Here is a 24,173-nt window from a genome sequence, read left to right as displayed (position 1 = left end):
TGGTAACCAGCCGCATTACTCTGCCCAATTAAGCCCCCAGCAAGTAGCCTGCCAGAAATACGGGTTTACCTGAGAGCCTACAGCAGCGGGCAATGCAGCTGCCACACACCCAACTCATCGATAGGGTAGTCCCGCTCGCCGAGCGTTTCCAGCCGCAGAAAACCACTGGCAACTTCCCGTATGTTAATCGCTAACGTTTTGCCTGCCACCGGGTTGCCCAACACCGATACTCGCAGCGATTCGGCCATCTCAGCACTCAACCGGCTGCCCGAATCGCAGGCTGCCACTAAGTTTTAAGCATAGCTTACCTCGGCACTACTACCATCCGGACTCGCTCGCAAACTAATCACGACGTCGTTGGTGTAGAAGTGAGCGAGTAGGTGACCGGATTCAGAGTAGCCGCCAGTTCGTTGACCACGGAGAAGCTCACCGGGTTTCCATTCCGCCCCCGTACTGGGCACAAACGTCACTGACCGCGACCTGTCTTACACTGAAATAGGTTGTCAGATTGTGTTACACTGATTTTACTTGACAGATTTACATTCATTTTTATGCGGCAGATATTGACTCCGCCGATTGCACTTTTGCTGCTTGTCGGCGTTTCGTTACCCTCCATTTCTTGACCGTTTCACCCTGCATGCGATGGGCCTGCTCGGGCGTATAGTAGCCACAACTTCGGTGCGGCCGTAATTGATTGTAGTTCTCAATTGCTCGTTAAACCGCTTCTTTGGCAGCTGCGTAACTGATAAAGCCCGGGTTGAGCAACATATCCTGCTTTAATTGGACGATTGGTTAAATTTTTGGCTAACTCAATTCGTTATATACCGCTTACCAATGCCAAGTTGATCCCATCATTCCTGTCCTGCGATCACTTGGTGAGAACCAATAAGGGCTCGACTCGTTGACTGATCGGCTACACCAAGTTGCTTCCTCGATCCGTGTGCTGTTCGAGTACCGGTATGCCCTCGGTTTACCTCGTGGGTGTACTTCTGCTGTTGTTGGGCTACACCCGGTATACTACGTTCTTCGTTACACCACCTTGTAACGATTCGCTTATGACCTTTTTTATGGGGTATATCGGAGCCGGGCGGTGTAGCTGGTTTACCGCTTTTCCAGCCAATTGAGCTGGTTTACTGAGACAGGTGTACTTCTACAACCCCGACTAGTAGGCCAAATGGATGTTTACAAACGGTTTGGGTATTACCGTGGTAATACCCGAGGTAATACCACCAATAATACCGGTAATACCTCAGGTAACACTTTTCCTCGCACAGGGTCTGAGTCGGTGTTGCCTACCGGTCGCTTTTGGCGGTAATACCTCGCCAGCTCGGTAGTACCGGTAAACCGGCTCAGTTGGCTGTAAAGGCGGTAATCTAGATTCGGTAATACCGCCTTTAAGACTAGTTTCAGGCTAATTTGATAGCTAAACAGATTTCGGTAATACCAGGTAATCCTGAGTATTACTCGAGGTATTACCCGGGCGTAAAAAGTAATACCCGCATCGACATCGTGTCTGGTACGACATCGTTTAGTCGTATCCGCAAGAGGTAGTACCAAGTTGATCCTGTACTGGTGGTAAACCACTCTAATTCGCGGCAAAAGCGGTAATACCGACCTCGGTATTACCTGTTCAAGGGGAGCAGTGGCCCATTCGACCCGCCAATTGCTGCGGGTAAGGCCGGGTGTTACGGCGTATTACTGATTAATAGTACGCGGTCATATCGAGGTCGTAGTTGGCCACTTGTCCCTGAGTGGCAATGCGTGTATTCGCTCTACTTCCTGTGCTGTATTGGGTCGGTAGTAGGCTTTCAGGTGCTCACATGCCCATTCGCTGTTTGTGCTGTAGGCTTAGCCAGTAGCTGCGTTGTTGTTTGGTTCGTATTACCATCAGGTACACACCGTGTACCGGGTGTACCTAGCACACCAGATTCATCGTTACACAAGCTTGTAACGGTTCACCTACTGTTCTTTTTTAGCCACTACCCCTAAACGACAGGTGTACCGGGTGTACCGCGATTCCAGCGAGTTGAAGGGGTTTACCGGGCTAGGTGTACCTCGTCGAGGAGGCTCATGAGGCCAAATGGATCGTTACAACCGTTACAGGTAATATTAGGTGTACCTGTCGGTGTACCGATGAGCAGTCAGATACACCCCATACTAGGTTGTCATGAATTATGACGGAGTGGAGTACTCAATATGCCTGTTTTAAGCGTACGTCGGTACACCCCGTTTCTGTGGGTGTACCGATGGCTCAAGAAGAGATTTTCGGCTTTTTGATTTTACAGACGTTAAACGACGGTTGTGGGGTGCCTACTTCTTGGCCGCCGTTAAGCTCGCCGCGCATCAAGTTCGTCCCTAACAATCCATGTTGGGCGTCACCGAGTTGGCTCGCCACTCCGCGCCAACCAACTCCTCGCTACGAAATTTTCCGTTTGTAGCGGTAAGCCTCCATATTAATCAAATCCCCTTGGCGTCGATAGATGACCTCATCCCGGTCAACCAAGTAAATACCCCCGCCCGGGAACACTATCTTGTTTAGCGACAAATAGCCTCACCGTCTCAAGTTGGAGCGTTTCAAGAGACTGTTACATTTCATTATATATCAAACATCATTATTTAGGGCATTAATCATGCTAAGAAAGGCACCCATTCCCGGTATAAATGATTATAGACCAAGACTAACATGACTCCGTAGCTCAGTTGGTAGAGCAATTGACTCTTAATCAATGGGTCGACAGTTCGAACCTGTCCGGGATCACCAATGAATACAACAGGCCAGCTTTAACATGATGTGTTAGAGTTGGCCTGTTGTATTTATTCTCGGCCTAAATCAAACCAGCGTTTTAGGAGACGATAGCTTGTTGATACTTCTTACCTGTATAGTCTGTTACAACAACCGCTAGCGGCCCTGCCTCTTTGGTTGGTTGGAACCAATTCTACACAGGGATACGGGTTTTTAGCCCTATTTTTTGCCCCTATGCTCCCCTCACTCCGCTCGTTGCTGAACCAACCACTAGCCGAAAATTTCGATGCCCGAACGCAGTTTCGGCTAGCCTTGCAGTCGGGGCTATACGTGTTTTTGCTGGCGGGGCTGCTTAACGGGGCTTATCGGGGAGGGGAGAGACTGGTCGCTGTAGTTTGGCTGTCGCTGGGGTGCGTGGCGACGGTGTCGTTGGCTAATATCGTGCTACCCCGGCTGCTCCCAATTGTATACGACGAAGACAGCTGGACTGTAGGGCGGCATGGTCTGCACACGCTGGTGGTCTTGCTACTTATCACTAGCAGCAATGAGTCGATGCTGGAAGGTTTAGGCATGGCTCGCCCCTGGTTCGGTAAAATGTACCCGATCGTGACCAGTATTGGCTTATTCCCAATTATGCTGGGGGTGTTTGTTGCCGAACAACGGCGCCGGAAACGCCATCTGGCGCAGGCGCAGGTGCTCAATCAGCAACTCGACCGACATCCAACTTCTCCAGATGACCAGCCCAACCCGTTGCCTGGTACTATGTTGCCACAACCGATCGTGCAGTTAACGTCGGAGAACGGGCGGGAGCGGCTGAGTCTGTTGCCCAATCAGCTATGCTACGTCGAGTCGGTGGACAACTACATACAGGTGCATTGGCTAGACGACGGTACTGCGTTCGACGCTGAAAGGCATAGAATCCGCACTTGGTCAACACCCGCAGTTTTTCCGCTGCCACCGGGCGTTTGTGGTGAATTTGTCGACGGTGGTTCATGCCGATGGCAACGCCCGTGGCTATCAGCTTCCGCTCGAGGGGGGTGAAGGAGACGATACCGGTTTCGCGCAGCCTCCTGAGCGCGTTCGATGCCCGCCTGAAGGCACTCAGCCGCTTTCCTATTCATCCCTAATTGTCCCCAATAGCCCACAAACAGCCTGTTTGTCCCGTTCCCTTTGCCGAGTGTCCCACCCCCTTGCGTTGGCTGAAAACACCAGCCATGTTTGTCCTAACCAATGGTCACGAAAAACCCGGCTAACGGATAATTAGCCCTACGATCATAAGGCTAAGAGACAACAGGAAAAACGTAGGCAAGATAAAAACGATCCATGATGGGAACCACTCAATTCATCTTCGATAAGGCAGTCGCCCTAAAACTCACCCGCTACTTTGTTTTGGCCTTTGGGATTTCCTATGGCTTTCATTTACTGCCCAATCTTCTGGCTTCACCTGGAATTAAATGGATTTTTACGGTTGGATTCGGACCTTTCTTATCGGCCATACTAGTCAGCTATTGGTCTAAAACACCCTTGCGACTGCGACTCTTTAGTAAAACGGGTTGGGTTAGACAAATGGAGTTTATTGGACTTGGACTATTTCTTGTTGGTACACTCCTTGCCAATATCCTAGCCGGCAAGACTAATTATTGTCTGATCATTTTCTGGACCCTGTATGCGCTTTTCTATGCTCTTCTGGAAGAATTGGGGTGGCGCGTTTTCTTAGGCAACGAACTGAGTAAGTATTCGTTTTTAACGATTGTTCTACTAAGTGCCGTGCTTTGGTTTGTCTGGCACTACTCATTTCCTAATCGACTGACGCTGGCCAATCCGTTACGGTTCATAGGCATGATAGTGGCAGGGAGTGCAGGGCTAGCCGAGTTTTACCGAAAAACAAAATCGTGGCTGATTGTAGCCCTGGCACACGCCCTTGTCAATGTAAACCCGCCAAGCTTGCCCACATTGCTTATTTTTTTAGCGATAACCATTGGCTTCCTGAAGTTCCATGAATTTAAAAACAAGAAAGAGGCTATGACCCGTGTACCCTGAAAGTATAGCTAGACTAACAATCCACTTGGCCGTCTTTATCGGTCTGTTGTAAGCTCTCGAATGGTACAGAAAAACGCCCGAATTTATAGATAAGCAAATCTAGATTCGTGTCGGGCAGGAGCTATTTATAAGACGATCAACTCTGTTGGTTACTCAGATAATCTATGTCTATTGAAACGTCGATACCTCCAATTATACACCAGTTTTGGTGAAAGAGAATACAACATGAACCTCAACCAATCGTAGGCTTTACAGCTAGTAATCCACTCAGTGTGTGTTGCCAAATGTTGCGTGTAAAGTTTGTGCTTCTTGGGCCGTTAAGAGCGAAATACAACCATGCCGGGCTTCAGCAGGGAAAGCTACGTCTTTTTCCACGGTCCAGTGACGTAAATCAGCCGAGTAAGAAGCCCCAAAACGGTCCGTCATACAATAATCATATAACAAGAGCCAACCGGGTTTGAGAGGGTCCTTGATGACCGTCGGTCCTTCCGTAATGACAGGAACAATTTGGCCCTTATTTAATGAGCCTTGTACAAGATTATAAGGACCTCCAAGGCTTTTTGACGTAGCTACCCGGATAGCCCTTCGTTCCCCTGTTTTGACCCCAAACTCCTCTTCCTTATGAAACAAATAATAGGTTCCTTTGGCCTGTAGCAAGGTACCATCGATCACCGAATAGGGTGGATGAAAAAATACCCTGGCCGGAGTGAAGGTTTTCCAATCCCGGGTTCGACAGGACCAAAGTCGACTTTGTTTCCAGCCCGCATCCTCAAAAGAGGAAGACCAGACCAGCAAATACTCACCGGTTTTTTGGTCATAGTACCATTCGGGTGCCCAGATATTTCGGGCCAAGGTGCCTGAGTCATTGCGCACATCCTTCATGAGCGACAAAGGCCCTTCAAGCTGCCAATGAATTAAGTCTCTGGAGGTAATGTAAAGGCAGCTGGGCCCGACTTCCTGCCGGTTGTTGCCCGTGCCTCCACCCGTTGACAAGAGTCGCCAAATCCCGTCGGGTCCTTTGCGCACAAAAGGATCCCGAACATGTTGGTCCCATACCGGTTTGTTGTCGTTTAAGGGTGTCCAATGCCTGCCATCGGTGGACAAGGCAATGTGCAGCTTATTAATTAACATCGGGTTAGGCAGCGGTACCTCAACAGTGTTTCCTTTAGCATCAATTTCAATCCGGGTCGGATACCGTTGCCGGAAATAAGTCAGCATGTAGACGGGTTTATCCTTCTCCAGGATAAGGGGTTTGTTGAGGGTAAGCTTTTGGGGAGATGGCTCCTGTTTGCTTGGTACTAAAGCGGCTCCCAGGCAGATTATCCAGAGACTACCAAACACGGAAAGTTTCATGGTTGCGTAATTCGTTCAGTACTGCAAAGCGGTTGATACCTGATTTCTCCTGTAAGGCACCTGATGGACGGCTGGGGCACAGCTTGTCAGTAGGAAGTGGCTCAATCGCTGCTTTACTGATTAACTTTACTTTGCTCGGTAGTACAATCCGTGTCGTGGAGGGGAGTATCTAGCGAGTGGTATAGTAGGGGTTCTCGGCCAGGAGTTGGTCGAATTAATCGGATGCGCTTATGGCCGGTTTTAGGGCGAATCGGTTGCCAGGTAGTAACCTGGATTGAATGATTTGAAACCTGTCTTGAACTTATATTATGCGAGCGATATTTTAAGACCGGGCAGCGGCCGTTAAATTATAAATCTGACGAACCGTTGGTTCAGCCACCCTTTTGTATTTTGACTGACAAAACGGTTCAATAGATAGTAACCTTCGCGTCATCAAATACAGGACAGGTATGATTAGTAAGATAGTCGTGATCAAAACATTAGTCGCTGTTCTCGTCTTTGTTACCTCATGTGCATTCGGACAGTTGATTCCATCACAGAAACCTCAAACACAGTCTTACCCCCGAAGCTTGAAGCTCGACAGCACCCAATTTGCGGTTCTTTCCTCCGGTTCAACCAGGCCCTTTCCACTCACTGCACTGGTGGGAGATACCGTTGACTTAGGTAACGACGGCTATCCGGGGGCTTATGCTATACTCCTGACGGGCCGAGATAGCGTCCGATTCAACTATACTAATAGTCCCTTTGATCAGCATATATATATTCCGTTAGAATTACCCACTGGCAGGGCTACCTATCGCCTGCGATTCAACGGAGTTCCTGGTCAGTTTTCGGATAGCTATGTCCACAGCCATACCGACCAGGATGAATTTGCCATTCCTGAAGTCTATGAATTAGCTAATATCCTTTGGCTGCTATCGGAACACGGTAAACAAAACGCGAGCTTACCCAGGTCAGGCCTTTACTATCAACAGGTAATTACCCATTTTAAACCCTTTCTGAATCATCCTGTGTTCGTAAGTATCAACCAACTGGCTGATACTTACGCCAACTACTACGACTTTCGGGAAAACAGTTATGCCTATCATTTCGAACACGACAAGCTGATGTGGACAGGGCCACACTACTATGTAACCGGACCGGATTGGGAGACTTTCAACAGCCTTTTTCGCCAGTTAGCCCCGCAAATAGAAGATTTTGCCAAGAAATCAGGCTACCGCGCCTTTTATCAACGCCAACGGCCCATTTATCAGCAATTGATCGTGCAGGAGCGAAAGTTGATGCCCGTTCGCAAGATGTGGACTTGGCTGGAAGCTCGTTTTCCGCAACGGTTCAGCTGTTATCGGATTGTCTTTTCGCCCCTGATCGGTGGTTCGCACAGTACTCAGCAATACGCGCGTTATATTCAGGGCAAGCTTTATCGGGAAGCCGTTATGTTTATTAACAGTCCGACCGCTTATACGACTCGGAGCGACCTAACTTTTCCTAAGCAACAGGGCTTAGCGTCGGGGGTCGTGTTTACGGAAATAGACCACAATTATGTTAATCCAACGACTTCTCGCTTTAAAAAAAGTGTAGATTCTATCTTTGTAAATCGGTCAGTGTGGACCCAAACCGGTGGGGATACTGAGGACTACTGTAGTCCTCAGGCGGTGTTCAATGAATACATGACTCATGCCTTGTTTTGTCTCTATATCAAGGATCAGTATGATACAAAAACTGCGGCCTATGTAGTGGAACAGCGGATAAAACTGATGGTGGAACACCGCCACTATATTCGGTTCGCTGAGTTTATGCAAAAATTGAGCGAACTCTATAGCTTGCTCAAGCCGAGCGAGCCGATGGCCAACTTATATCCTGCGCTACTGGATTGGGCCAAGCAGGTCAAGTAGGAGGCTGTTCCATTAAATGCCCGTTTTTCCCCAACAGCATGTCTCCCTCCCAGAAGTTCTACCCGGACATTATTAGCAGTCTCAAATTGCCGTCTCACTAATCAACTGCTTATTCTCATCGTGGCAATGAGTTTATGCAACATGTACGAGTAATTGTAGCTTGCCTTGGCCCGAGTGGGAAGTCGAGGTTTCCATGGACTAATTTTCTTTAGTTTCAAATTGAATATAGCTAGCTAGTTTATCGCAAGTTAGGCTGTTCAGAAAACTAGAATAGCGGGCAGTTAATTGAACGATTTTGAGTAGGGGAGCGGTAGAGTTATTCGTAAACAGTTCTAATAACTGTCAACTCTGATCTGTAGCATGCAAGTACGTAACATTACTGGAAGTATTCTCAAAACTGCAAAACGGCAGCTTATCCAGAATAGTAAGCCACCGTTTTGATTCTTATTGGTTTATCGTATTACCTGGGTTACATTCAATCGTAGGCAGGTTCGTCGATGTCCGGCTTATCGTTCGGGTTCCGGTTGGGATTCATTATCCGAACGTTTTCGCCCGGCTTGTCAGGGCCATCGGTGTATTTCTCGTTCAAATCATCATTGGGCAGTTTCTCGTCAGGCAAATCGCTGGCGGGTTGTTCACTGCCTACGTCACTGTGTCCTTCGGCCGACTGATTTTCCAGTCCATTCGGTGAAATGGCCTGTTTGGCCCGGATGATGTCTTCTCTGTCTTTGCTTTCCATAGGGTTTTATAAATTAAAAAATTTAACGTAGTCACTCTATTATTTTTCGGTCGTTAGTACCGTTTGACCCGCCGGATACAGAATCTCAGCGTTATCTTCAGCGGTGATGAAAACCTCCTGAGGTTTGGCAACCGCCGTTGCGCTTAAGGATGCCGTGAGGGTTTTGCCGGAAGGGTTTAACTGCCCCAGTTTCTTAACCGACCGGTCATTCTGCTTCATCCAAACCAAATAACTGCCCTTCGATGGTGTCAGGTTTTTAGATTCCGCCAGATTATGTACGTTCACTTTCAGGGTGTAATTCTCGTTTTTGTCTTTTTTTACATTGATGGTTCCACTCGCTGCGGGAACTACGGACGAGGATGTAAAAGCCATTTTAGGTGTGCAGGCATTGAGGGCAATCGCGATAACCAGACTTAGGGTGATGTGTTTAATCGTTTTCATCTTGTTGAGCTTTTTATTAGAGATTGGTTTAACTAAAAATGCGTTAGGTTTTCTGTTCCAACCGGTCTTTGACGTATAATTCCTCCACGATAATCATCAGAACAGCAATCAGCGGGGACGCAAACAGGACGCCGACCAAACCTACCAGAATGCCCATTAGGACCTGCCCGAATAACAGTAGCGCGGGGGGCAGCGATACAAATTTTTTATCCAGTAAGGGTGTCAATACGTAGCCTTCCAGCGACTGCACGCCCATGTATAGGGCGAAAACGTACACTAGGTACTCGGTGCCCTGCGGTAAGGCAACCAGCAGGGCCGGAGCCAGCGCAATATATGGACCCAGGTTTGGAATGAAGTTCAACACCCCGGCAATAATACCCAAGACAATGGCGAACGGAACGCCCAGCAGCGCCAGTCCGATTCCAGTTACTACGCCCACCACCGTCATGGTAATAGTCCGACTGATAAACCAGTTCTTCAGCGTCGAGTAACAGGTATCCATTACGTCGAGCAGCCGATTCCGGTAAGATGGGTTGAACAACCGTACGAACCCCCTTCGATAATTACCGGGATTAAATGCCAGGTAAATTCCTGTGATGATCACAATCAGTACGTTGACCAGGCCGCCCAGCGTACCCGAAAAAATACCCGTTAGTTCCGAAAAAACCCCTTTGCCTGGTACACCTGAGGAGAGCAGATCGCTTGGGTTTTCTGGAATGCCATCCAGCAAGTTCTTTCCCCACTCGGTTTTCTGTAACGTCATTTTTAATTGATCGACCGATTTTGGTATCGATTTGGCCAGGTCATTGGCCTGTTGGCTGACGGTTGGTGCCAACCCCCAGATGGTACCTCCGATCAGGCCGACAAGCAGGAGTAGGACGATAGCCACCGATGGCCCATATGACAATGGTGTTTTGTGCTGGATAAAATGCGCCATGGCACTGATAACTACCGCGAACGTAATCCCGCCAAATACCAGAAAGAAAAAGCTGGCTGCGTAGCCAATCAGCCAGAACAGGGCCGCTATCAGCAACGTAATGAAGGCCGCCGTAGCCACCCGGCGCGAAAAAGAAGATCTATGTTCCATTGATAAAAGTTTATGTATTATACCTGATTTCGATCTGTAGCGAGCGGCTGAACATTATGAGGGCTGGCGCATCGCCTGCCAGAGATAATTCCCGTTGTGAAACAGCAGGGTGGATTCACTTTTGATCATGCACTGAAACCAGGGTCAGCGGATGGATAGCCAGGCAACGCTATACTGTAGAGCAACCAGCAGCGCCAGTGCCGTTAATCTGTCGGTTAAGCCCGTCTGGCGAGAGATAATACTGGTCGAAAAGGTGCCATCAAGTGTCGCCGTTATCACCAGATCAAATCGGACCACCTACGCGGGCATTCATTTTCGATAGGGTCCGTTTTCCTGAAATCCGCAGAAAAAACAGTAGGTCAATGTAGGCTATTATCCCCACAAATACGACGCGTCTGATGCTTTCCCATCCCTTGAATATTCCGTCGTGTAGGGTTGATGTTACATCAGTCATATGTTCTGACCGTTTAAAGAAGAAACGGCTTTCGCTTTAGCCGCCGGACGTGATAAGATGGCCGGACCATCGGCGTTGGATTGTTTTTCCAGCAAGACCACCGTGTGCGGAAAGGGCATGTCGATACTGGCTTTGTCGAGGGCCAGTTTGATACCCGTCACCACCTGATCGCTCACTTTCAAGGCATTGGCCTGTTGAGATTCGACCCAGAAGAAAATCGTCAGGTTCACCGATGAACCCGCCAGTTCGGTTACGTATACCCAGGGAGCCGGATCTTTCAGGACGCCCTCGATGCCATTCAGTACGTCGTGAATGACGCTGCGGGCTTCTTCAATGGAATCCGAATAGCCAATGCCTACCACAAATTTTAACCGGCGTTTATGATAAGCCGTTCGGACCAGCACGGAACTGGTATAAACGTCACCGTTCGGCAGAATGGCCCGCTCGCCATCGTAGGTTTTGAGCCGGGTGGAACGCATATTGATATTCTCAACGGTGCCTTCAAAATTGTTGACCCGAATCTGGTCGCCTACTTTGAAGGGCCGACGCCACAGAATAAGGATACCGGCAAAGAAATTCTGGAGAATATCTTTGAAGGCAAACCCGATGGCCACCGACGTAATACCCAGCCCCGCAATGATATCGCCGGGCTTGAACGACGGAAAGACAACCACGCAGGTAGCCAGAAAGCCAATGATGGTAATAAGCGTACTGACGATGCGGCTTACCAGGCTGGCCAGCGTTTCATCTATGGAGTGGCTCTGAACGGCTACTTTGTTAATCACTTTCTGAACGGCTTTTGCCAGCAGCCAGAACAGCAGAAAGACCACCGCGCCGACGATAAGATAGGGGAGTCGTTCAATGATTCCCTTCATAAAGTCGCGAACAGTGTTCCAGAATAAGATCAGACCGTCATTGATGGTAAAAGGTGGTTCATTGACCCGGGGCGGCTGGAAAAAACTCCAGAGTAAAAGCATAACGTCGTGTTTAAAAAAAAGTATTCCATTGGTTGGAAAGTAGATCAGCTAAAATTCATTAAGGTTTTTTTTCCTGCTGACGAAGGAACCTAATGAATTTATACATGAGTACTTAGCTAATCTAATTCTATCAAAATAGTCTAAAGTCTGGCGGGCAGAACAACTGTAGTGGTATCCATACTACCTCTCGTTAATGTTTTCCTAAAAAAACCAGAAACTGTCCCGTAACTGAACCGTTACTGATCCCAGATAGGCATCGTTTATATACACGGACGCCCGGTAGGTGCCCGGCTCAAGTTTCACCGCTGGATGAAACCTAAAATTTATTTGCTGTTTCGTTCCGTTGAACGTAACGGTTTGTCTAGCATCGACGGGTATCATTATGTTGCCGGAGGGCAGCGTGATAGTGACGGATGGCAACGGCCTCGCCGGTGATCGGCCCGACTCATGGACCAGACTTAAGTAAACGTCTTTCGTTCCCTCCAGACGTCGTTCGGCCGGCACCGTGAACGAAAGATTCAGTGCGTCTACTTTTTTGGCTTTCGCTGTTACTTTTTGGTTTGATTTCAGGAGACTTACCTGGAAGGCATCCCCCGTAACCGCTGAGGTAGATACCATCGTTTTCAGTTTAGCGTCCCGTTGGTTGAGAGCCTGCTGCAATTCTCTATTCTGTTGATCGACGGTACTCAACTGATCAGCTTTTCCACGCATGAGGGCCAGTTGGTTCGATAAACTGTCGCGGAGTTGTCCTGGGTCAACCTCAATGTTTTTCGGTATGGCTGGAAACATTCGATCAATGCGGGTGCCTTCTAAAGTGCCAAGCCGATCATAAGTTCGTGCTAATAATTCATTCAACCCATTGAGTTGATCATTTAACGAAGCGTTTTCCTGCTTGGCAATCTCAAGTTGACTACGTAGTTCATCTAATTGATCGTTTCCCTGCGTTTTGTCCGTTTGCGACGAGTCAGCCAGCCGTTTAGTATGATCGCCGGTACCCTCGGGCTGGCGCGACTGACTCCAATAATAAACGCCACCAACGGCTAGTAGAAGCAGACCAAGTAGCAGGAGGGCCTTATTCGTTTTGGATGAATGCGCTTCTGTTTCCATAAGGCTGGTCAGTAAAAAATAGGTTAGAAGAGCCGTTTACAATTTGGATGGGAAGCGTATATCAATGAGCACGTAGGTAGAGGAAACCTTAGTGATTAGTCCGCAAGAATTGGTGTGGGTTTGTAGAACATAACCAGGGTTCCTAAACGTTTGTTAGGACCGGTAACGGGCGCCGACAGCTCATACGGTTTTTTTTCGTTAAAATAAACGTCCTGTTGCTGAAGCAAATAGGTTGGAAAACGGCTGGCGAAACCAATTCCCTGGTTTTTCTTATTGGTTGAGATTATTACTTTCCCAGCAGGGTCAACCAGCAGGACTTCCTGAACACCTTTGTCTTTAACCAGCGTGTTAAAGTATTCGTTGACTTCGCCCGGCTTATTCTGCAACAGGGCGTTACGTACCGCCCAGACAAACGTTTTCATGCCGAACGTCAGTTGCTGGCGGTCAATAGATCGTTGATTTGTCTGGATAGCACTGCGCAGGGTTTCGCGCCCCTGGGTATATTCTTTGGTCAATTGGGTATTCTTATACAGTAAATACCCTGTGCCTAGTACGAATAGAGCGAGTACGCCATAAAGGACAAGCACCAGTCTGGAACTGGGCTTTGGAAGGGTTGTTTCGTATTCTTTGTGTTGTTCGGTAGTCATAGTTGTAATCGTTATAGTACCAATTCGGCCCGCACTAGATCAACCGCGCGCTGTTACCTGCCGTTGAGAATAGACAGCCTGTTACGGCCTGCTTGTTACTTAACTAACACCGGTCGACTTAGACAGAACTTAATAAAACCTTAGAATTTAGTTAGAATGAAGTTTCGGGCCAAACATTCTGGAAAGCGCAAACGTAGCAGCATTTACGCGGCAACACAGCGGCCCGACCACCGACGTGGAGAACTACCGGAAACTGTGTTTTTTTGTAAAAAACAGGAGGAGTATGACAACGCTGGCGAAAAAACAGAAACTGGTCGAAAAGATGGAGATAGTGACGTCCCCCAGAAAAGTGTTCCAATATAAACTAGAGAAAACCGGGCGATTTGGATTAACTTAAATCAAACAAATCGTCATAAAGAAAACGAAGTTCACCGAAGCGCAACGGGGTGGCCCGAGCCATCGTCTTTGCTCTCAAACAATCTGAGACTGGAGTAGCCGTAGCCGAAGTATGTCGCAAAATGGGCATTAGCTTACCTCACCGTCGGGCAGACAAAACAGCACGGGGCCGAGGACCTGTGATATACAGGCTTCGTCGTTGGTGAAAGGTTTCCCACTAGCAGGGTGGCCCATTTGGGAGTGAGAAAATGACACAAGTGCTTATTGTTGTATAGCCGGAATCATGCGCAGAATGAACTAGTGGTAAACTCGTAAGATCGGTGCGGTAGAGCCGTCGGCGACCATCAACCAGCTATTCCATTGGCACCTCAGCCCGATAACACCGTTAGTACGCCGGCCATCCTGCTGCTGGCAAATCGTATACCGACGGTCACCAAAATCACTAAATCCTGGTCTGGTTGCCCAGGGACCGGTGCAGGACCAGTGCCAGTATCAGACAGGATGCGCCAACGGCACACACACCGGTCCAGCCACCATGCGTCCAGGCCAGACCGCCCAAAACTGAGCCCACCGAGCCCCCGGCAAAATAGCCCGTCATGTATACCGTATTGAGCCGGCTGCGTGCTTCAGGACGCAGTGAAAAAATGAGTGTTTGATTGGCTACATGGGCGGCTTGTACCCCACTGTCGAGCAGGATAACCCCCACGATCAGGCCAGCCAGCAAAGACCCGGCGCAACCCAGTACCAGATAGGCGAGCAGCGTCAAACCGATGCCGAAGGTAATCACCTTATCGGACCCGTATTTGTCTACCCAGGTACCCGCCAGGGGGGCCACTAGTGCCCCTAACGCCCCCACCAAGCCAAACGAACCGGCTACGGCACTACCGTACTGGTAAGCCGGGCTCTCCAGGTAGAACACCAATGTGGTCCAGAAAACGCTGAAGGCCCCGAAAATGCTTCCCCCCACCAGGGCCGAACGGCGAAGGAGGGGCAGCTCCCGAACGAGGACGGCCAGCGAGCGCATCAGCGCGGCATAACTGCCCAGGAAGGCGGGCGGATTAGTCGGCAGTTTCCAGCTCAGCAGACCGGTCAGCACCAGCCCGACACCGGCGGCTCCGGCGTATACCGTACGCCAGCCCAGCTGAGCACCCAGGTAACCACTCACTGTTCGGGACAGAAGAATACCCAGCAGCAATCCGCTCATGATCCGGCCAATGATGCGGCCCCGTTCGGCGGGATGGGTGAGCTGGACCGCCATCGGCAACACTAACTGCGGTACCGCCGAACATCCGCCCAGCAACACGCTTACACCCAGCAGTACGCCATAACTAGGGGCCGTGGCCGACAGGATCAGGCAGGCCACCGCTCCCAGTGACAACCCCACGATCAGTCGTTTGCGCTCCAGCCGATCGCCCAGGGGCACCAGCAGGAGCATGCCCAGCGTATATCCTACTTGGGGAGCCGTGGCCAGTAGGCTGGCCCAGTGGTCGGAGACCTGAAAGCTCCGGCCGATGGTGACCAGCAAGGGTTGATTGTAGTACAGGTTGGCCGCCGTCAATCCGCAGGTGATGGCCATTAGCCAAACCAGCGATGGGTGAAGCGAGCGGGTCAACACCGGCTCCTCAAGGGGAATATCCATTCGCGGAGTGATTATAGAAATGTCGTTAAAGGGAGTTATTCAGGTTTGAATAGCTCGCCGGGTGGCCATCCGTAACCCCTGCCTACGGGATCACCTGAGCCCTTAACCGATTCGGGTATCCTCATTTTAGGGAGATTCTGACAAAAGGCAGACTCTCCCTAAAACAGAGCAGTACAGATTACTACAGGCCAGCGACGAGAGCGGAGAAGTTACGTCCGGGTTTTCCGTTGCTTTGAGGGCCATTGACCCATCGTTTATCAACTTTCCTCTCGCGTGCAGAGGGAGCTGCTTACCAGCTACACTAACACTGCATTCCGTAGCGCCCCGGCATTAGGCTAGCTAAAGTGACTCTATTTGAGTGCTGCAGCGCGCGCTTCAATAGCGACCCAGTATGCCTGGCGAGCCGCTTTCAGGTTGTCGGTAATCAGCGCATCCGAGAGGCTATATGCCGAGGAAGCCTGGGCAAGATCAGCCCCTGACAGTTCCTGCGGGCTTGTTACGTAGAGAATCCCGAGCGCACGTGCGCTTACTGACGGCCCTCCGGTCAGGTATTTCAAGCCATAAACAACACAGTCTGCCCCGTACTGTTTGTCACCCGCCCCGTTGACGTGTATTCTCGAAATGAAATGGTCAGTAAGAAACACCGTTTGCCATTTGCGATGCGGGTCGTTTTCGTTGTTAGTAACGCCACCTATCACGGGTGAAAATGATCTGTCACGAAATACAAACTGCATCGATTGTATATAGTACTGGCCTCCGCCATATAATTGTTTGGCTTCGTAGTATGAGGTAGTGGCACTGACTATCGGGTTATTGGGTGCTATGTCGAGTCGCCCACCATTAGGGGCATTAGACGTAACCTCGTGTCCGAAACCATCCATATTTCCCTGGAAACCCATTCGGGGTGTCGTCGTAACACCGCCGGGTCCGCTTCCAGCCGGATAGGTTAACTGAATCGCATTAATCCTACTCGCCTGTGGATAATTCTGTAGACCAGGGGTTCCCCAGATGGTTAGTTGTATAGGACTCTGTGTTGGCGAAGGAAACACTAAATTGATGGGTCCGCTGTTCGTGTTATCACCCAACGGGTCCGAGTACAGTTCGCGAAGCAATGATACCTTCCCTCCTTTAGGGAATTTTGTGACGTCATAGTAAGGCCAGATATTCATGTAGTCGAGTGCCGTCAGCGTTATCTCGCGGTTAAACCGATTGAGTGTTGCAAAAGGCTCGTTGGGCTGGTCTTTGGGGATAGTTTGAGCCAGCGTGCTTAAGTGGTTCGTATACGTGGTCAGGGTGTAGTTGAGAAAATCGCTGATACATTTTTTTAGGTCTGTGATATCCTGTTGGTGATCACCATCGCTCCTTCCCCAGCTTTTCCCATTGACTACCCCCTCGCGTAATAAAGCCAGGTACATGTTGGCAAGCTGCGCAAACAGGCCCAGTAAGACTACTTCATAGCCTGTCGACTGAAAATGGGGAATTGCCACAGTAAACAAATCTATCGTTCTCAACCATTGCGTTCTAAGGTCAGTTGGATCTGGTACGGGTTTGGTTGAATCCTTCTGGTAGGCCGTGACAGAATCATTATAGTGTTTGAGTTCGTTCAGATAACGGGTCAGCAAGTTATGTAGGCCCTTCAGATCATCCTGTGCCTGCTGGTAGACCAGATCAGCGATTTTTTGGTTTACGAATGCTTCTACCCGATCTTTCACTTGAGACCAGACGTCAGTGCCGGGCCAAAAGATAGCAATCAAACCGGAAAGGATGCTACCGGCTCCGGGTATTAGGCCAAGCCCGGCGACGACGACTGCTTTCGCGTCATCATTCCAGTCGATTGCGTCGGATCCGACAACAGGCGGAACGACGGCAGGTACACCCGGATCGGGAATTCGGTGGTCGGTGCAGCTGGCTAATAGCCCGGGTAGAAAAAGTACACTGCCGGCACCTAGGGCCGTGCGTTCCAGAAATTGTCGGCGGTTAGTCAGACTTTTCGGTGAAAACATAACGTTTTGGGCTTGAATTGTTAAATCGAGTTGGTTCCGTATAGCTACCCACAAAGGGTGCCTATGGCTTGTGTAAAAAAGTGGCAGCCTTAGCCTTGGAAACTTACTGACGAGCGGCCACCAGTGGTAAAATCAATCTGTCGGTCGCTCGTCAGTAGTTGACTGGCAAAAAGGTTGTTACAATCTTTTTCTACATACTTAGTTTTCTTTAACCAATTTAATCGTCTGGCTCTGCGTCGGGGCACTCACCCGCAGCAGTAACAGACCCGCCGGTTGGTTGCCAATTGGCAGGTGCTGTCGCTCCACCCGGCCCGCCTGATCAACCTGATGCCGTTGTAAGACTCGACCCCGCGAGTCGATCAATTCATACTGCAAGGGTAGGCCTTCCGCTCCGGTAACTTCAGTCACCAGTTCATTCCCGCCGATGGGGTTGCCTAGTACCCTGACGTGGAGTCCCGATGCATAGTCGTCTCCCGTTCCGAGCCGCCCACCGGGCTGCGCCGGGCAAGCCGCCAGCCAGTTGTAGCGGTAGGTAGCCACCGTCGCCCCCTGCTGAGCGCTGAGGGTGATGGTGGGATTGTCCGTGTAGAGGTTCAGGCTGTACGGCCCCGGACTCGGGGTCGCCATCAGCTCATTGACCACCGAAAAGCTGATCGGTGAACCGTCCCGGCCCGCATACTGGGGGCTGAAGGTAAGTTTGCGCTGACCGCTACCGACGGATTCACAGCTGACTGTGGTTGCCCCGATGATACCGAATGAGCCCGGATTGGGCGGTTCTACTCCGCAGGCCGCTCGCCAGTTGTAACTGAAACTAGCCTCGCCCGGACTGCCGGCCTGGGTAGCCTTCAGCATGATAACGGGGTTGTCGGCGTATAGCCGTAGCGTATAAGGTCCCGCCGTGGTGGTGGGTGACAACTCATTGACCACCGAGAAGCTGATCGGTTGCCCCGTCAGGCCCCCGTACTGGGGAGTAAAGCTGACCCGGTAGCCCTGCTTGACCGAATCCACCAGCACGCAGCTTACCGGCGACACCCCATCAATGCTGAAGGTGGGGGTAGTACCCGATGGAGAGACCACCGTTAGGGTAAAGCCTACAACGATGGATAGTCCGCCCGGATCGGTGGCTGTGAGGCTCACCGGGTAGGTGCCTGTGTTTGAGGGCGTACCACTGATTAAGCTCTCGTTGAGACTTAACCCGGCGGGCAAGCCCTGGACCGTAAACTGGGGCGTCTGACCATCGGGGTCGGTGACGTAGTCGGTTAGCACCAGCTGGTAGGTCTGGCCCTGGCGCAATGTCTGGCTGGGGATGCCGGCACTGACGGGGGCCTGGGGCGGAGTGGGTGCACCCTGGCAGGCGGCCAGCCAGTTGTAGACAAAGCGGACCTCACCCCGGCCCCCCTGACTAGCTACCAGGGTAATGATGGGGTTATCGGTGTAGAGTCGTAAGCTGTAGGGACCAGGCGCTGTAGTAGGGGCCAGCTCGTTGACCACGGAGAAGCTAATAGGCTCGCCATTGGTCCCCACGTATTGGGGCGTAAAGCGTACCCGGCGCTCACCTCCGCTGATGGTCTCACAGCCACCCGGCGTCACGCCCAGAATGGCAAAGCGGATCAGGGTCACGTTCTCCGGGATAACAACGATTGACGTGGTGGCCGAAGCATTACCCTTTTGACTGGTCACTGTCAGGGTGTAGGTCTGTGGTCCAGAACCCTGGGCGGTCACGCTCTCTATGAAGTCAGGTCCGTGAAAGTCACCCGTCAGGGGTCTATCCTCCAGGCCGTTGGTAAGCGTGTAGCTGTAGATGTCGCTGTCGATCAGCCCCGTCAGCGTGGCCGTAAACTCGACCGACTGGCCAGCCGGTACCTGGTTTCGGTTAGTGCGCAGCCCGGTGATAGTGAGCCCGCTGCTGGGAGCTAGCACGGATAGGGAAGTCGTGGCCGTGGCGGTACCATTCTCGGCGGTCACCGTCAAGGAATAACTCTGAAGGCCTGAGCCGTTAGCTGTTAAGCGTTGGCTGAAGGCCACGCTGCTGGCTGTTCCACTCAAAGGCGTATCGATCCCGTTGGCCAGGGTATACGCATAACTACCCGTCACCTCACCCACTGTAGCGGTGAACAGAACCGGCTGACCCGCCTGTACCGGATTGGGACTAGCGATCAGGGCCGTTATGGTAGGGGGAACTACCGGTTCAGGACAGAATGATACCCCGCCCTGGGTAGCCGCGTAAATTCGATCACCCGCCACATGTACCCCGTAGACAACGTTACTACCCAGCCCATTGGCCGTGTTGGCGGGGGTGTAATTGGTAAAGCTTTGCCCCCCATCGGTGGAAATGCTCAGCCCATTGTTGGTGGCCGCATAGACGGTCCGACCCACGGCGTAAACCGCATGCACATTGTTGCTGCCCAGCCCGTTGTCCGTGGTGCGGTTCGTAAACGTTTGGCCCCCGTCGGTGGATATACTCAGCCCGTTATCGGTGTCCACGTAGACGGTGCTGCCCTGGGCGTAGACCCCCAGTACGACATTGCTGGCAATCCCGCTGGGTGAGGCCGTTGTCCGGTTGACGGCAAACGAACTGCCCCCGTTGGTGGAAATACTCAGCCCGTTGTTGGTGGCCGCATAGACAATATTGTCTACTACGTATACGCCATTGACCTGGTTGTCGCCCAAGCCGTTGGTGTTGGTTCGGTTGGTAAACGACTGTCCGTCATTGATTGAGACCGCCAGTCCCCCCGGGGTAGCTACGTAAATGGTATTGCTCGCCACATAAACAGCCCGCACCTGGTTGTTACCCAATCCGGTGGTGTAGTTTGTAAAGCTTTGGGCTCCATCAGTAGAGACGCTCAACCCGTTATTGGTGGCGGCATAGACAGTGCTGCCCTGCGCATAGACCGCATTGACCTGGTTTGCCCCCAGGCCGCTGGCGGTGGTGCGGACGACTGGAAATGAATTCCCCCCATCGGTAGAAATGGCCAGTCCCCCGTTAGTGGCGGCATAAATGGTACTGCCCAGCGCGTATACCCCCGTCACCGGGTTGGCAGTTAGTAGGGGGCGGTTAACAAAGTTGGTACAGGCGGGCCCGTCGGCTACGGCCGGACCGGAGCTGACAGTAACGTCAACCGTGGCACTACTCGCCGTTGGCTCATCGAACGAGGTCACCGTTAGTGTGTAGGTCTGGGTTCCCGCGTTTTGGGCGGTGAGGGTTTGGCTAAGCGGACTGGCGTCAGCCGTGCCCGTACGGGTGCTACCCCGGCCGTTGGTGAGCGTGTAGTAGTAGCCCCGGACAACGTTGGCCACCGTAGAAGTGAACGTGATTGGCTGGCCAGCCACCACGGGGTTAGGACTAGCCGATAATCCGGTGATAGTAATGGGTAGCGCCGACCCCGTCAGGGTGAGTGAAGCCGTGGCCGTGCAGCCGTTGGCTGTTGTGCCGGTCACCGAGTAGGGACCCTCGGTGCTAACGACGATGGGATTAGCCGTCGAACCGGTGCTCCAGACGTAAGAGTTGGCCCCACTGGCCGTTAGGGTGGTCGACTGGCCCTGGGTGATGGTCAGGCTGGGCGTAGCCGTGATGCCGATGGTGGGTACGGACGTATCCTGGCCGACCGAGACGCTGGCTACCCCCGAACAGCCATTGCCCAAAATCACGGTCACGAAGTACAGACCTGGGCTGTTGACCGTTGCCTGATTGGATGAACCAATCGGAGTGGCTCCCGCGCTGAACTGGTACGTTTGCCCGCTCGGGCTGGCCGTCAGCGTTACGCTGGGCTGCGCGCAACTCAGCGTACTGGATGGACTGGCCGACAGGGTGGCCGGGGGTGGTGCGTTGACGGTCAGGCTAAAAGCCGTGCTGGTAAGCGAGTTGCAGCTCGCCGTCACTTCGACCGAGTAACGGCCCGCATCCGTAGTCTGCACATTGGCCAGGCTGAGCGTGGCCGATGTCTGCCCACTAACGGGCTGGCCGTCTTTGTACCACTGGTACGCTGGTAGGCCACCCGTCACACGTACCGGTATTTCCACCCGGCCGCCCACGCACACCGCCGAAGCCGACGGGGGCTGCTGGCTGAAGGTGATGGGTTGGGAGGTCTCCTGAGCCTCGACGGCGCCCATATCAATGCGCCCCCCGGTGGGATAGATACGGGGGTTACCCAGCAAATCGGTCGGGGGCCCACCAGCGTCTGTATAGGCTTGATTACTACCCGCGTCGATGGCCGCACCGCAGGCGTTGAGTACTATGCTGGTAAGGTTGGTAAAGGGCGAGGTGATGGTCGTGCGGTTGTTGCCCCCGTCACTATAGCCCGTCACGGTGTTGTCAAACAGACTGTAGCTGGCCGACACGGTAGCACTGTTACTGCTGAACAGCGTGTTGGTTCCGTCATTGTCAAACAGCACACAGTTGGTCAGGTGGGGAGTGCTGGTACCCTGATAACCCGTGTTATACATAGCGGCTCCGGAATTAACAGCCCGGTTAGCCAGAAAGGTGCAGTTAACCAGGCGGGGGTTGCTGGTCCCATTGGTACCCTCGTTGACCATTGCCCCGCCAGAGTTAGCGGCTGCATTGGCCACAAAACCGCAGTTGATCAGCGTAGGGCTGCTTACACCGTTTTGCCCCGTGTTGTAGATTGCCCCACCGTCGTAAGCCGATGTGTCGGCTACGAAGGCGCAGTTGGTTAGACTCGGACTACTATTACCCCCAGCACGACCATCGTTGACCATTGCCCCGCCGATACCAACAGCCGAGTTGGTTACGAAGGTGCAGTGGCGTATCTGAGGACTACAAACGGATCCACTGCCGTTGTTATAGATGCCCCCTCCAGAGTTGTCAGAAGAACCATTACGTCTGGCGTTGCCGCCGGTGATGACAAAGCCGTCGAGGATGGCCGTGCTGGTCAGGCTCAGACTGGCCGGGTTGTAGATGACGTGAAAGCTGTTGTCGGTCTTGTCGCCTACCCGGCCAATATCGCCACTAAGCGTGCTGCTGGATGGCGTACCCGCCACGGGGGCAATGGTGGGGCGCTGGTCCAGGCTCGTTTCCGTACCCACAAAACCACCATAGATGGCTACGCCCTGCTGCATGGTAAAGCTTTTGGTAGTGTCTCTGCCAGCGGTGGGTTTGTATAATCCCCTTGCCACCCAGATCTCGGTGCCGCAGGTGGAAGAGGAACTCAGCGCGCTTTGCAGGTCAGCGAAGGCCGTGGCCCAACTCCGCCCGTCGCCCGCTGTGGCCGTCTGACTGGCCGAAACGTATAACTGGCTTCCCCGAAATTCGACGGCACCCATGTCAATACGCCCCCCGGTGGGATAGATGCGGGGGTTGCCCACCAGATCGGTCGGGGGCCCACCAGCCTCCGTGTAGGCTTGATTGCTGCCTGCGTCGATGGCTGGCCCGCAGGCATTGAGTGCCACGCTGGTGAGACTAGTAAAGGGCGAGGTGGTGGTCGTGCGGTTGTTGCCCCCATCATTATAGCCCGTCACGGTGTTGTCAAACAGACTGTAGCGGGCCGTCACAGAAGCCCCATCGGTGCTAAATATCGTGTTGGCCCCGCCATTACCAAACAGCACGCAGTTGATCAGCGCTGGCTTATTAGTGCCTCCGTCACGACCATCGTTGAATAGTGCCCCACCCCTGTCAGCCGTATTGGCCACAAAAGAGCAATTGACCAGAGTGGGGTTACTGGTGCCACGACGGCCATCATTGTATATTGCTCCACCGTAGACCTCCCCTGCGGTATTAGTCACAAAAGCGCAGTTGATCAGCCGGGGGCTGCTAATGCCACTATTATGACCATCGTTGTATATTGCCCCGCCGAAGTTAGCTGAATTGGCTACAAAAGCACAGTTGCGGATATGGGGACTACAGACCTGATCCAGCCCACTACCTTTGTTATAGATGCCCCCCCCGTATAAGCTTTCAGCATTTCCTAGACCGTCAGCATTGCCGCCGGTGATGACAAAGCCGTCGAGGATGGCCGTGCTGGTCAGGCTCAGACTGACCGGGTTGTAGATGACGTGAAAGCTGTTGTCGGTCCTGTCGCCCATCCGGCCAATGTCGCCACTAAGCGTGCTGCTGACCGGCTGCGTTGCCCCGCCCGAACCGCTCACAGTGTTGCTGGTCGGGCGCTGGTCTAGGCTAGTCTCGGTACCCACAAAGCCGCCGTAGATCGCGACACCCTCTTTCATTGCGAAACTCACCGCGCGGTCAGTGTTGGCCGGGCGGCCCGGCTTATACATCCCGCCCGCCACCCAGACCTGGTCGCCCGAGCGGCTAGCGTTGATAGCAGCCTGAAGACTGGTGCCTGGCAGGGCATTAGCCCAATTGGCACCGGTCTGGCTACCCGCTCCCTGAGGGCTCACGTAGCGAATGGTTGCATTCTGAGCCTGGGCACTTGGGAGGCCTAGGCCAACCCACACCATCGTTACCAGTAGCCACGCCCAGAGCGGGCCGGGCTGGCGGGTCAGGCCCAGAAAGTAAACGATCCACCTACCCAAATGGGAAGTCGCCCTCAAGGAGAATCTATGTAAAAATAAGTGCATGGCTTGTAGAAACTGAATATTTAGTTGATTGAGGGCATACCATAAAAAGCTCGCCAGAGTCGGCTAAGTCCCCTAATCCAGATTGCCCAATTTTAGTCCTTCACAAGCTACCAGGTCCATA

General features: G+C 52.2%; 14 protein-coding genes, 1 tRNA gene and 1 pseudogene. 5 read left to right on the top strand and 11 right to left on the bottom strand.

Annotation, left to right across the window (positions count from 1 at the left end; all coding sequences use genetic code 11):
• Nucleotides 1-77: 77 nt before the first annotated feature.
• Entirely contained in the window at nt 78-287 is a 210-nt protein-coding gene (locus tag GK091_RS25645; protein ID WP_164043581.1) for a hypothetical protein, read from the bottom strand.
• A 2,398-nt stretch (nt 288-2,685) separates the two neighbouring features.
• Between GK091_RS25645 and GK091_RS25640 the strand changes: the two genes are divergently transcribed.
• The 3 genes from GK091_RS25640 to GK091_RS25630 all read left to right on the top strand — a co-directional run bounded on the left by GK091_RS25640 (nt 2,686) and on the right by GK091_RS25630 (nt 4,783).
• Nucleotides 2,686-2,761 (top strand) — tRNA-Lys (locus GK091_RS25640).
• Between the two features lie 874 nt (nt 2,762-3,635).
• A complete protein-coding gene (locus GK091_RS29715) occupies nt 3,636-4,007 on the top strand; it encodes a LytTR family DNA-binding domain-containing protein (protein WP_317166355.1) in 372 nt (123 codons plus the stop codon).
• Nucleotides 4,008-4,066: 59 nt separating this feature from the next.
• Nucleotides 4,067-4,783 (top strand): CPBP family intramembrane glutamic endopeptidase, encoded by a 717-nt coding sequence (locus tag GK091_RS25630; protein ID WP_246202409.1) that lies wholly within the window; start codon nt 4,067-4,069, stop codon nt 4,781-4,783.
• A 267-nt stretch (nt 4,784-5,050) separates the two neighbouring features.
• Here the strand turns inward: GK091_RS25630 and GK091_RS25625 are convergent, their stop codons facing one another.
• Entirely contained in the window at nt 5,051-6,136 is a 1,086-nt protein-coding gene (locus tag GK091_RS25625) for a glycoside hydrolase family 43 protein (RefSeq protein WP_164043580.1), read from the bottom strand.
• Nucleotides 6,137-6,705: 569 nt separating this feature from the next.
• Between GK091_RS25625 and GK091_RS25620 the strand changes: the two genes are divergently transcribed.
• Nucleotides 6,706-8,028 carry a DUF4932 domain-containing protein gene (locus tag GK091_RS25620; RefSeq protein ID WP_164043579.1) on the top strand — a complete coding sequence of 441 codons (1,323 nt, stop codon included), beginning with the start codon at nt 6,706-6,708 and terminating at the stop codon, nt 8,026-8,028.
• 475 nt (nt 8,029-8,503) lie between these two features.
• Here GK091_RS25620 and GK091_RS25615 read toward each other — a convergent pair whose 3' ends face one another.
• The 6 genes from GK091_RS25615 to GK091_RS25590 form a co-directional block, all read right to left on the bottom strand.
• Nucleotides 8,504-8,767, bottom strand: coding sequence for a hypothetical protein (locus GK091_RS25615; protein WP_164043578.1), 264 nt, complete (start codon nt 8,765-8,767; stop codon nt 8,504-8,506).
• 39 nt (nt 8,768-8,806) lie between these two features.
• Nucleotides 8,807-9,208 carry a hypothetical protein gene (locus GK091_RS25610; RefSeq protein ID WP_164043577.1) on the bottom strand — a complete coding sequence of 134 codons (402 nt, stop codon included), beginning with the start codon at nt 9,206-9,208 and terminating at the stop codon, nt 8,807-8,809.
• A 43-nt stretch (nt 9,209-9,251) separates the two neighbouring features.
• Nucleotides 9,252-10,295 (bottom strand): AI-2E family transporter, encoded by a 1,044-nt coding sequence (locus GK091_RS25605; RefSeq protein WP_164043576.1) that lies wholly within the window; start codon nt 10,293-10,295, stop codon nt 9,252-9,254.
• Between the two features lie 450 nt (nt 10,296-10,745).
• Nucleotides 10,746-11,726, bottom strand: coding sequence for a mechanosensitive ion channel family protein (locus GK091_RS25600; protein WP_164043575.1), 981 nt, complete (start codon nt 11,724-11,726; stop codon nt 10,746-10,748).
• A 201-nt stretch (nt 11,727-11,927) separates the two neighbouring features.
• The gene (locus GK091_RS25595) at nt 11,928-12,833 is read right to left on the bottom strand and encodes a hypothetical protein (protein ID WP_164043574.1); all 906 of its coding nucleotides are present in this window, start codon (nt 12,831-12,833) and stop codon (nt 11,928-11,930) included.
• Between the two features lie 95 nt (nt 12,834-12,928).
• Entirely contained in the window at nt 12,929-13,480 is a 552-nt protein-coding gene (locus GK091_RS25590; RefSeq protein WP_164043573.1) for a sensor histidine kinase, read from the bottom strand.
• A 412-nt stretch (nt 13,481-13,892) separates the two neighbouring features.
• On the opposite strand from GK091_RS25590, the pseudogene GK091_RS30145 reads away from it, so the two are divergent.
• A pseudogene (locus GK091_RS30145) lies at nt 13,893-14,010 on the top strand (transposase); the annotation flags it as partial.
• Between the two features lie 308 nt (nt 14,011-14,318).
• On the opposite strand, the gene GK091_RS25585 reads toward GK091_RS30145, so the two are convergent.
• The 3 genes from GK091_RS25585 to GK091_RS25575 all read right to left on the bottom strand — a co-directional run bounded on the left by GK091_RS25585 (nt 14,319) and on the right by GK091_RS25575 (nt 24,052).
• Nucleotides 14,319-15,515 carry an MFS transporter gene (locus GK091_RS25585; protein ID WP_212593007.1) on the bottom strand — a complete coding sequence of 399 codons (1,197 nt, stop codon included), beginning with the start codon at nt 15,513-15,515 and terminating at the stop codon, nt 14,319-14,321.
• A 350-nt stretch (nt 15,516-15,865) separates the two neighbouring features.
• Entirely contained in the window at nt 15,866-17,518 is a 1,653-nt protein-coding gene (locus tag GK091_RS25580; RefSeq protein WP_164043572.1) for an insecticidal delta-endotoxin Cry8Ea1 family protein, read from the bottom strand.
• 198 nt (nt 17,519-17,716) lie between these two features.
• Nucleotides 17,717-24,052, bottom strand: coding sequence for a putative Ig domain-containing protein (locus GK091_RS25575; protein WP_164043571.1), 6,336 nt, complete (start codon nt 24,050-24,052; stop codon nt 17,717-17,719).
• Nucleotides 24,053-24,173: the final 121 nt, after the last annotated feature.

The organism is Spirosoma agri (assembly GCF_010747415.1).
Lineage (GTDB): Bacteria > Bacteroidota > Bacteroidia > Cytophagales > Spirosomataceae > Spirosoma > Spirosoma agri.
The sequence above is the reverse complement of the archived record's forward strand: the minus strand, read 5'-3'. Positions and strand labels throughout refer to the sequence as shown.

Bases quoted from the DNA above. Each gene is read 5' to 3' on its own strand.
- GK091_RS25590 (WP_164043573.1), bottom strand. From the start codon at position 13,480: ATGACTACCGAACAACACAAAGAATACGAAACAACCCTTCCAAAGCCC.
- GK091_RS25610 (WP_164043577.1), bottom strand. From the start codon at position 9,208: ATGAAAACGATTAAACACATCACCCTAAGTCTGGTTATCGCGATTGCC.
- GK091_RS25605 (WP_164043576.1), bottom strand. From the start codon at position 10,295: ATGGAACATAGATCTTCTTTTTCGCGCCGGGTGGCTACGGCGGCCTTC.
- GK091_RS25600 (WP_164043575.1), bottom strand. From the start codon at position 11,726: ATGCTTTTACTCTGGAGTTTTTTCCAGCCGCCCCGGGTCAATGAACCA.
- GK091_RS25595 (WP_164043574.1), bottom strand. From the start codon at position 12,833: ATGGAAACAGAAGCGCATTCATCCAAAACGAATAAGGCCCTCCTGCTA.
- GK091_RS25585 (WP_212593007.1), bottom strand. From the start codon at position 15,515: ATGGATATTCCCCTTGAGGAGCCGGTGTTGACCCGCTCGCTTCACCCA.
- GK091_RS25575 (WP_164043571.1), bottom strand. From the start codon at position 24,052: ATGCACTTATTTTTACATAGATTCTCCTTGAGGGCGACTTCCCATTTG.
- GK091_RS25615 (WP_164043578.1), bottom strand. From the start codon at position 8,767: ATGGAAAGCAAAGACAGAGAAGACATCATCCGGGCCAAACAGGCCATT.
- GK091_RS25580 (WP_164043572.1), bottom strand. From the start codon at position 17,518: ATGTTTTCACCGAAAAGTCTGACTAACCGCCGACAATTTCTGGAACGC.
- GK091_RS25625 (WP_164043580.1), bottom strand. From the start codon at position 6,136: ATGAAACTTTCCGTGTTTGGTAGTCTCTGGATAATCTGCCTGGGAGCC.
- GK091_RS25630 (WP_246202409.1), top strand. From the start codon at position 4,067: ATGATGGGAACCACTCAATTCATCTTCGATAAGGCAGTCGCCCTAAAA.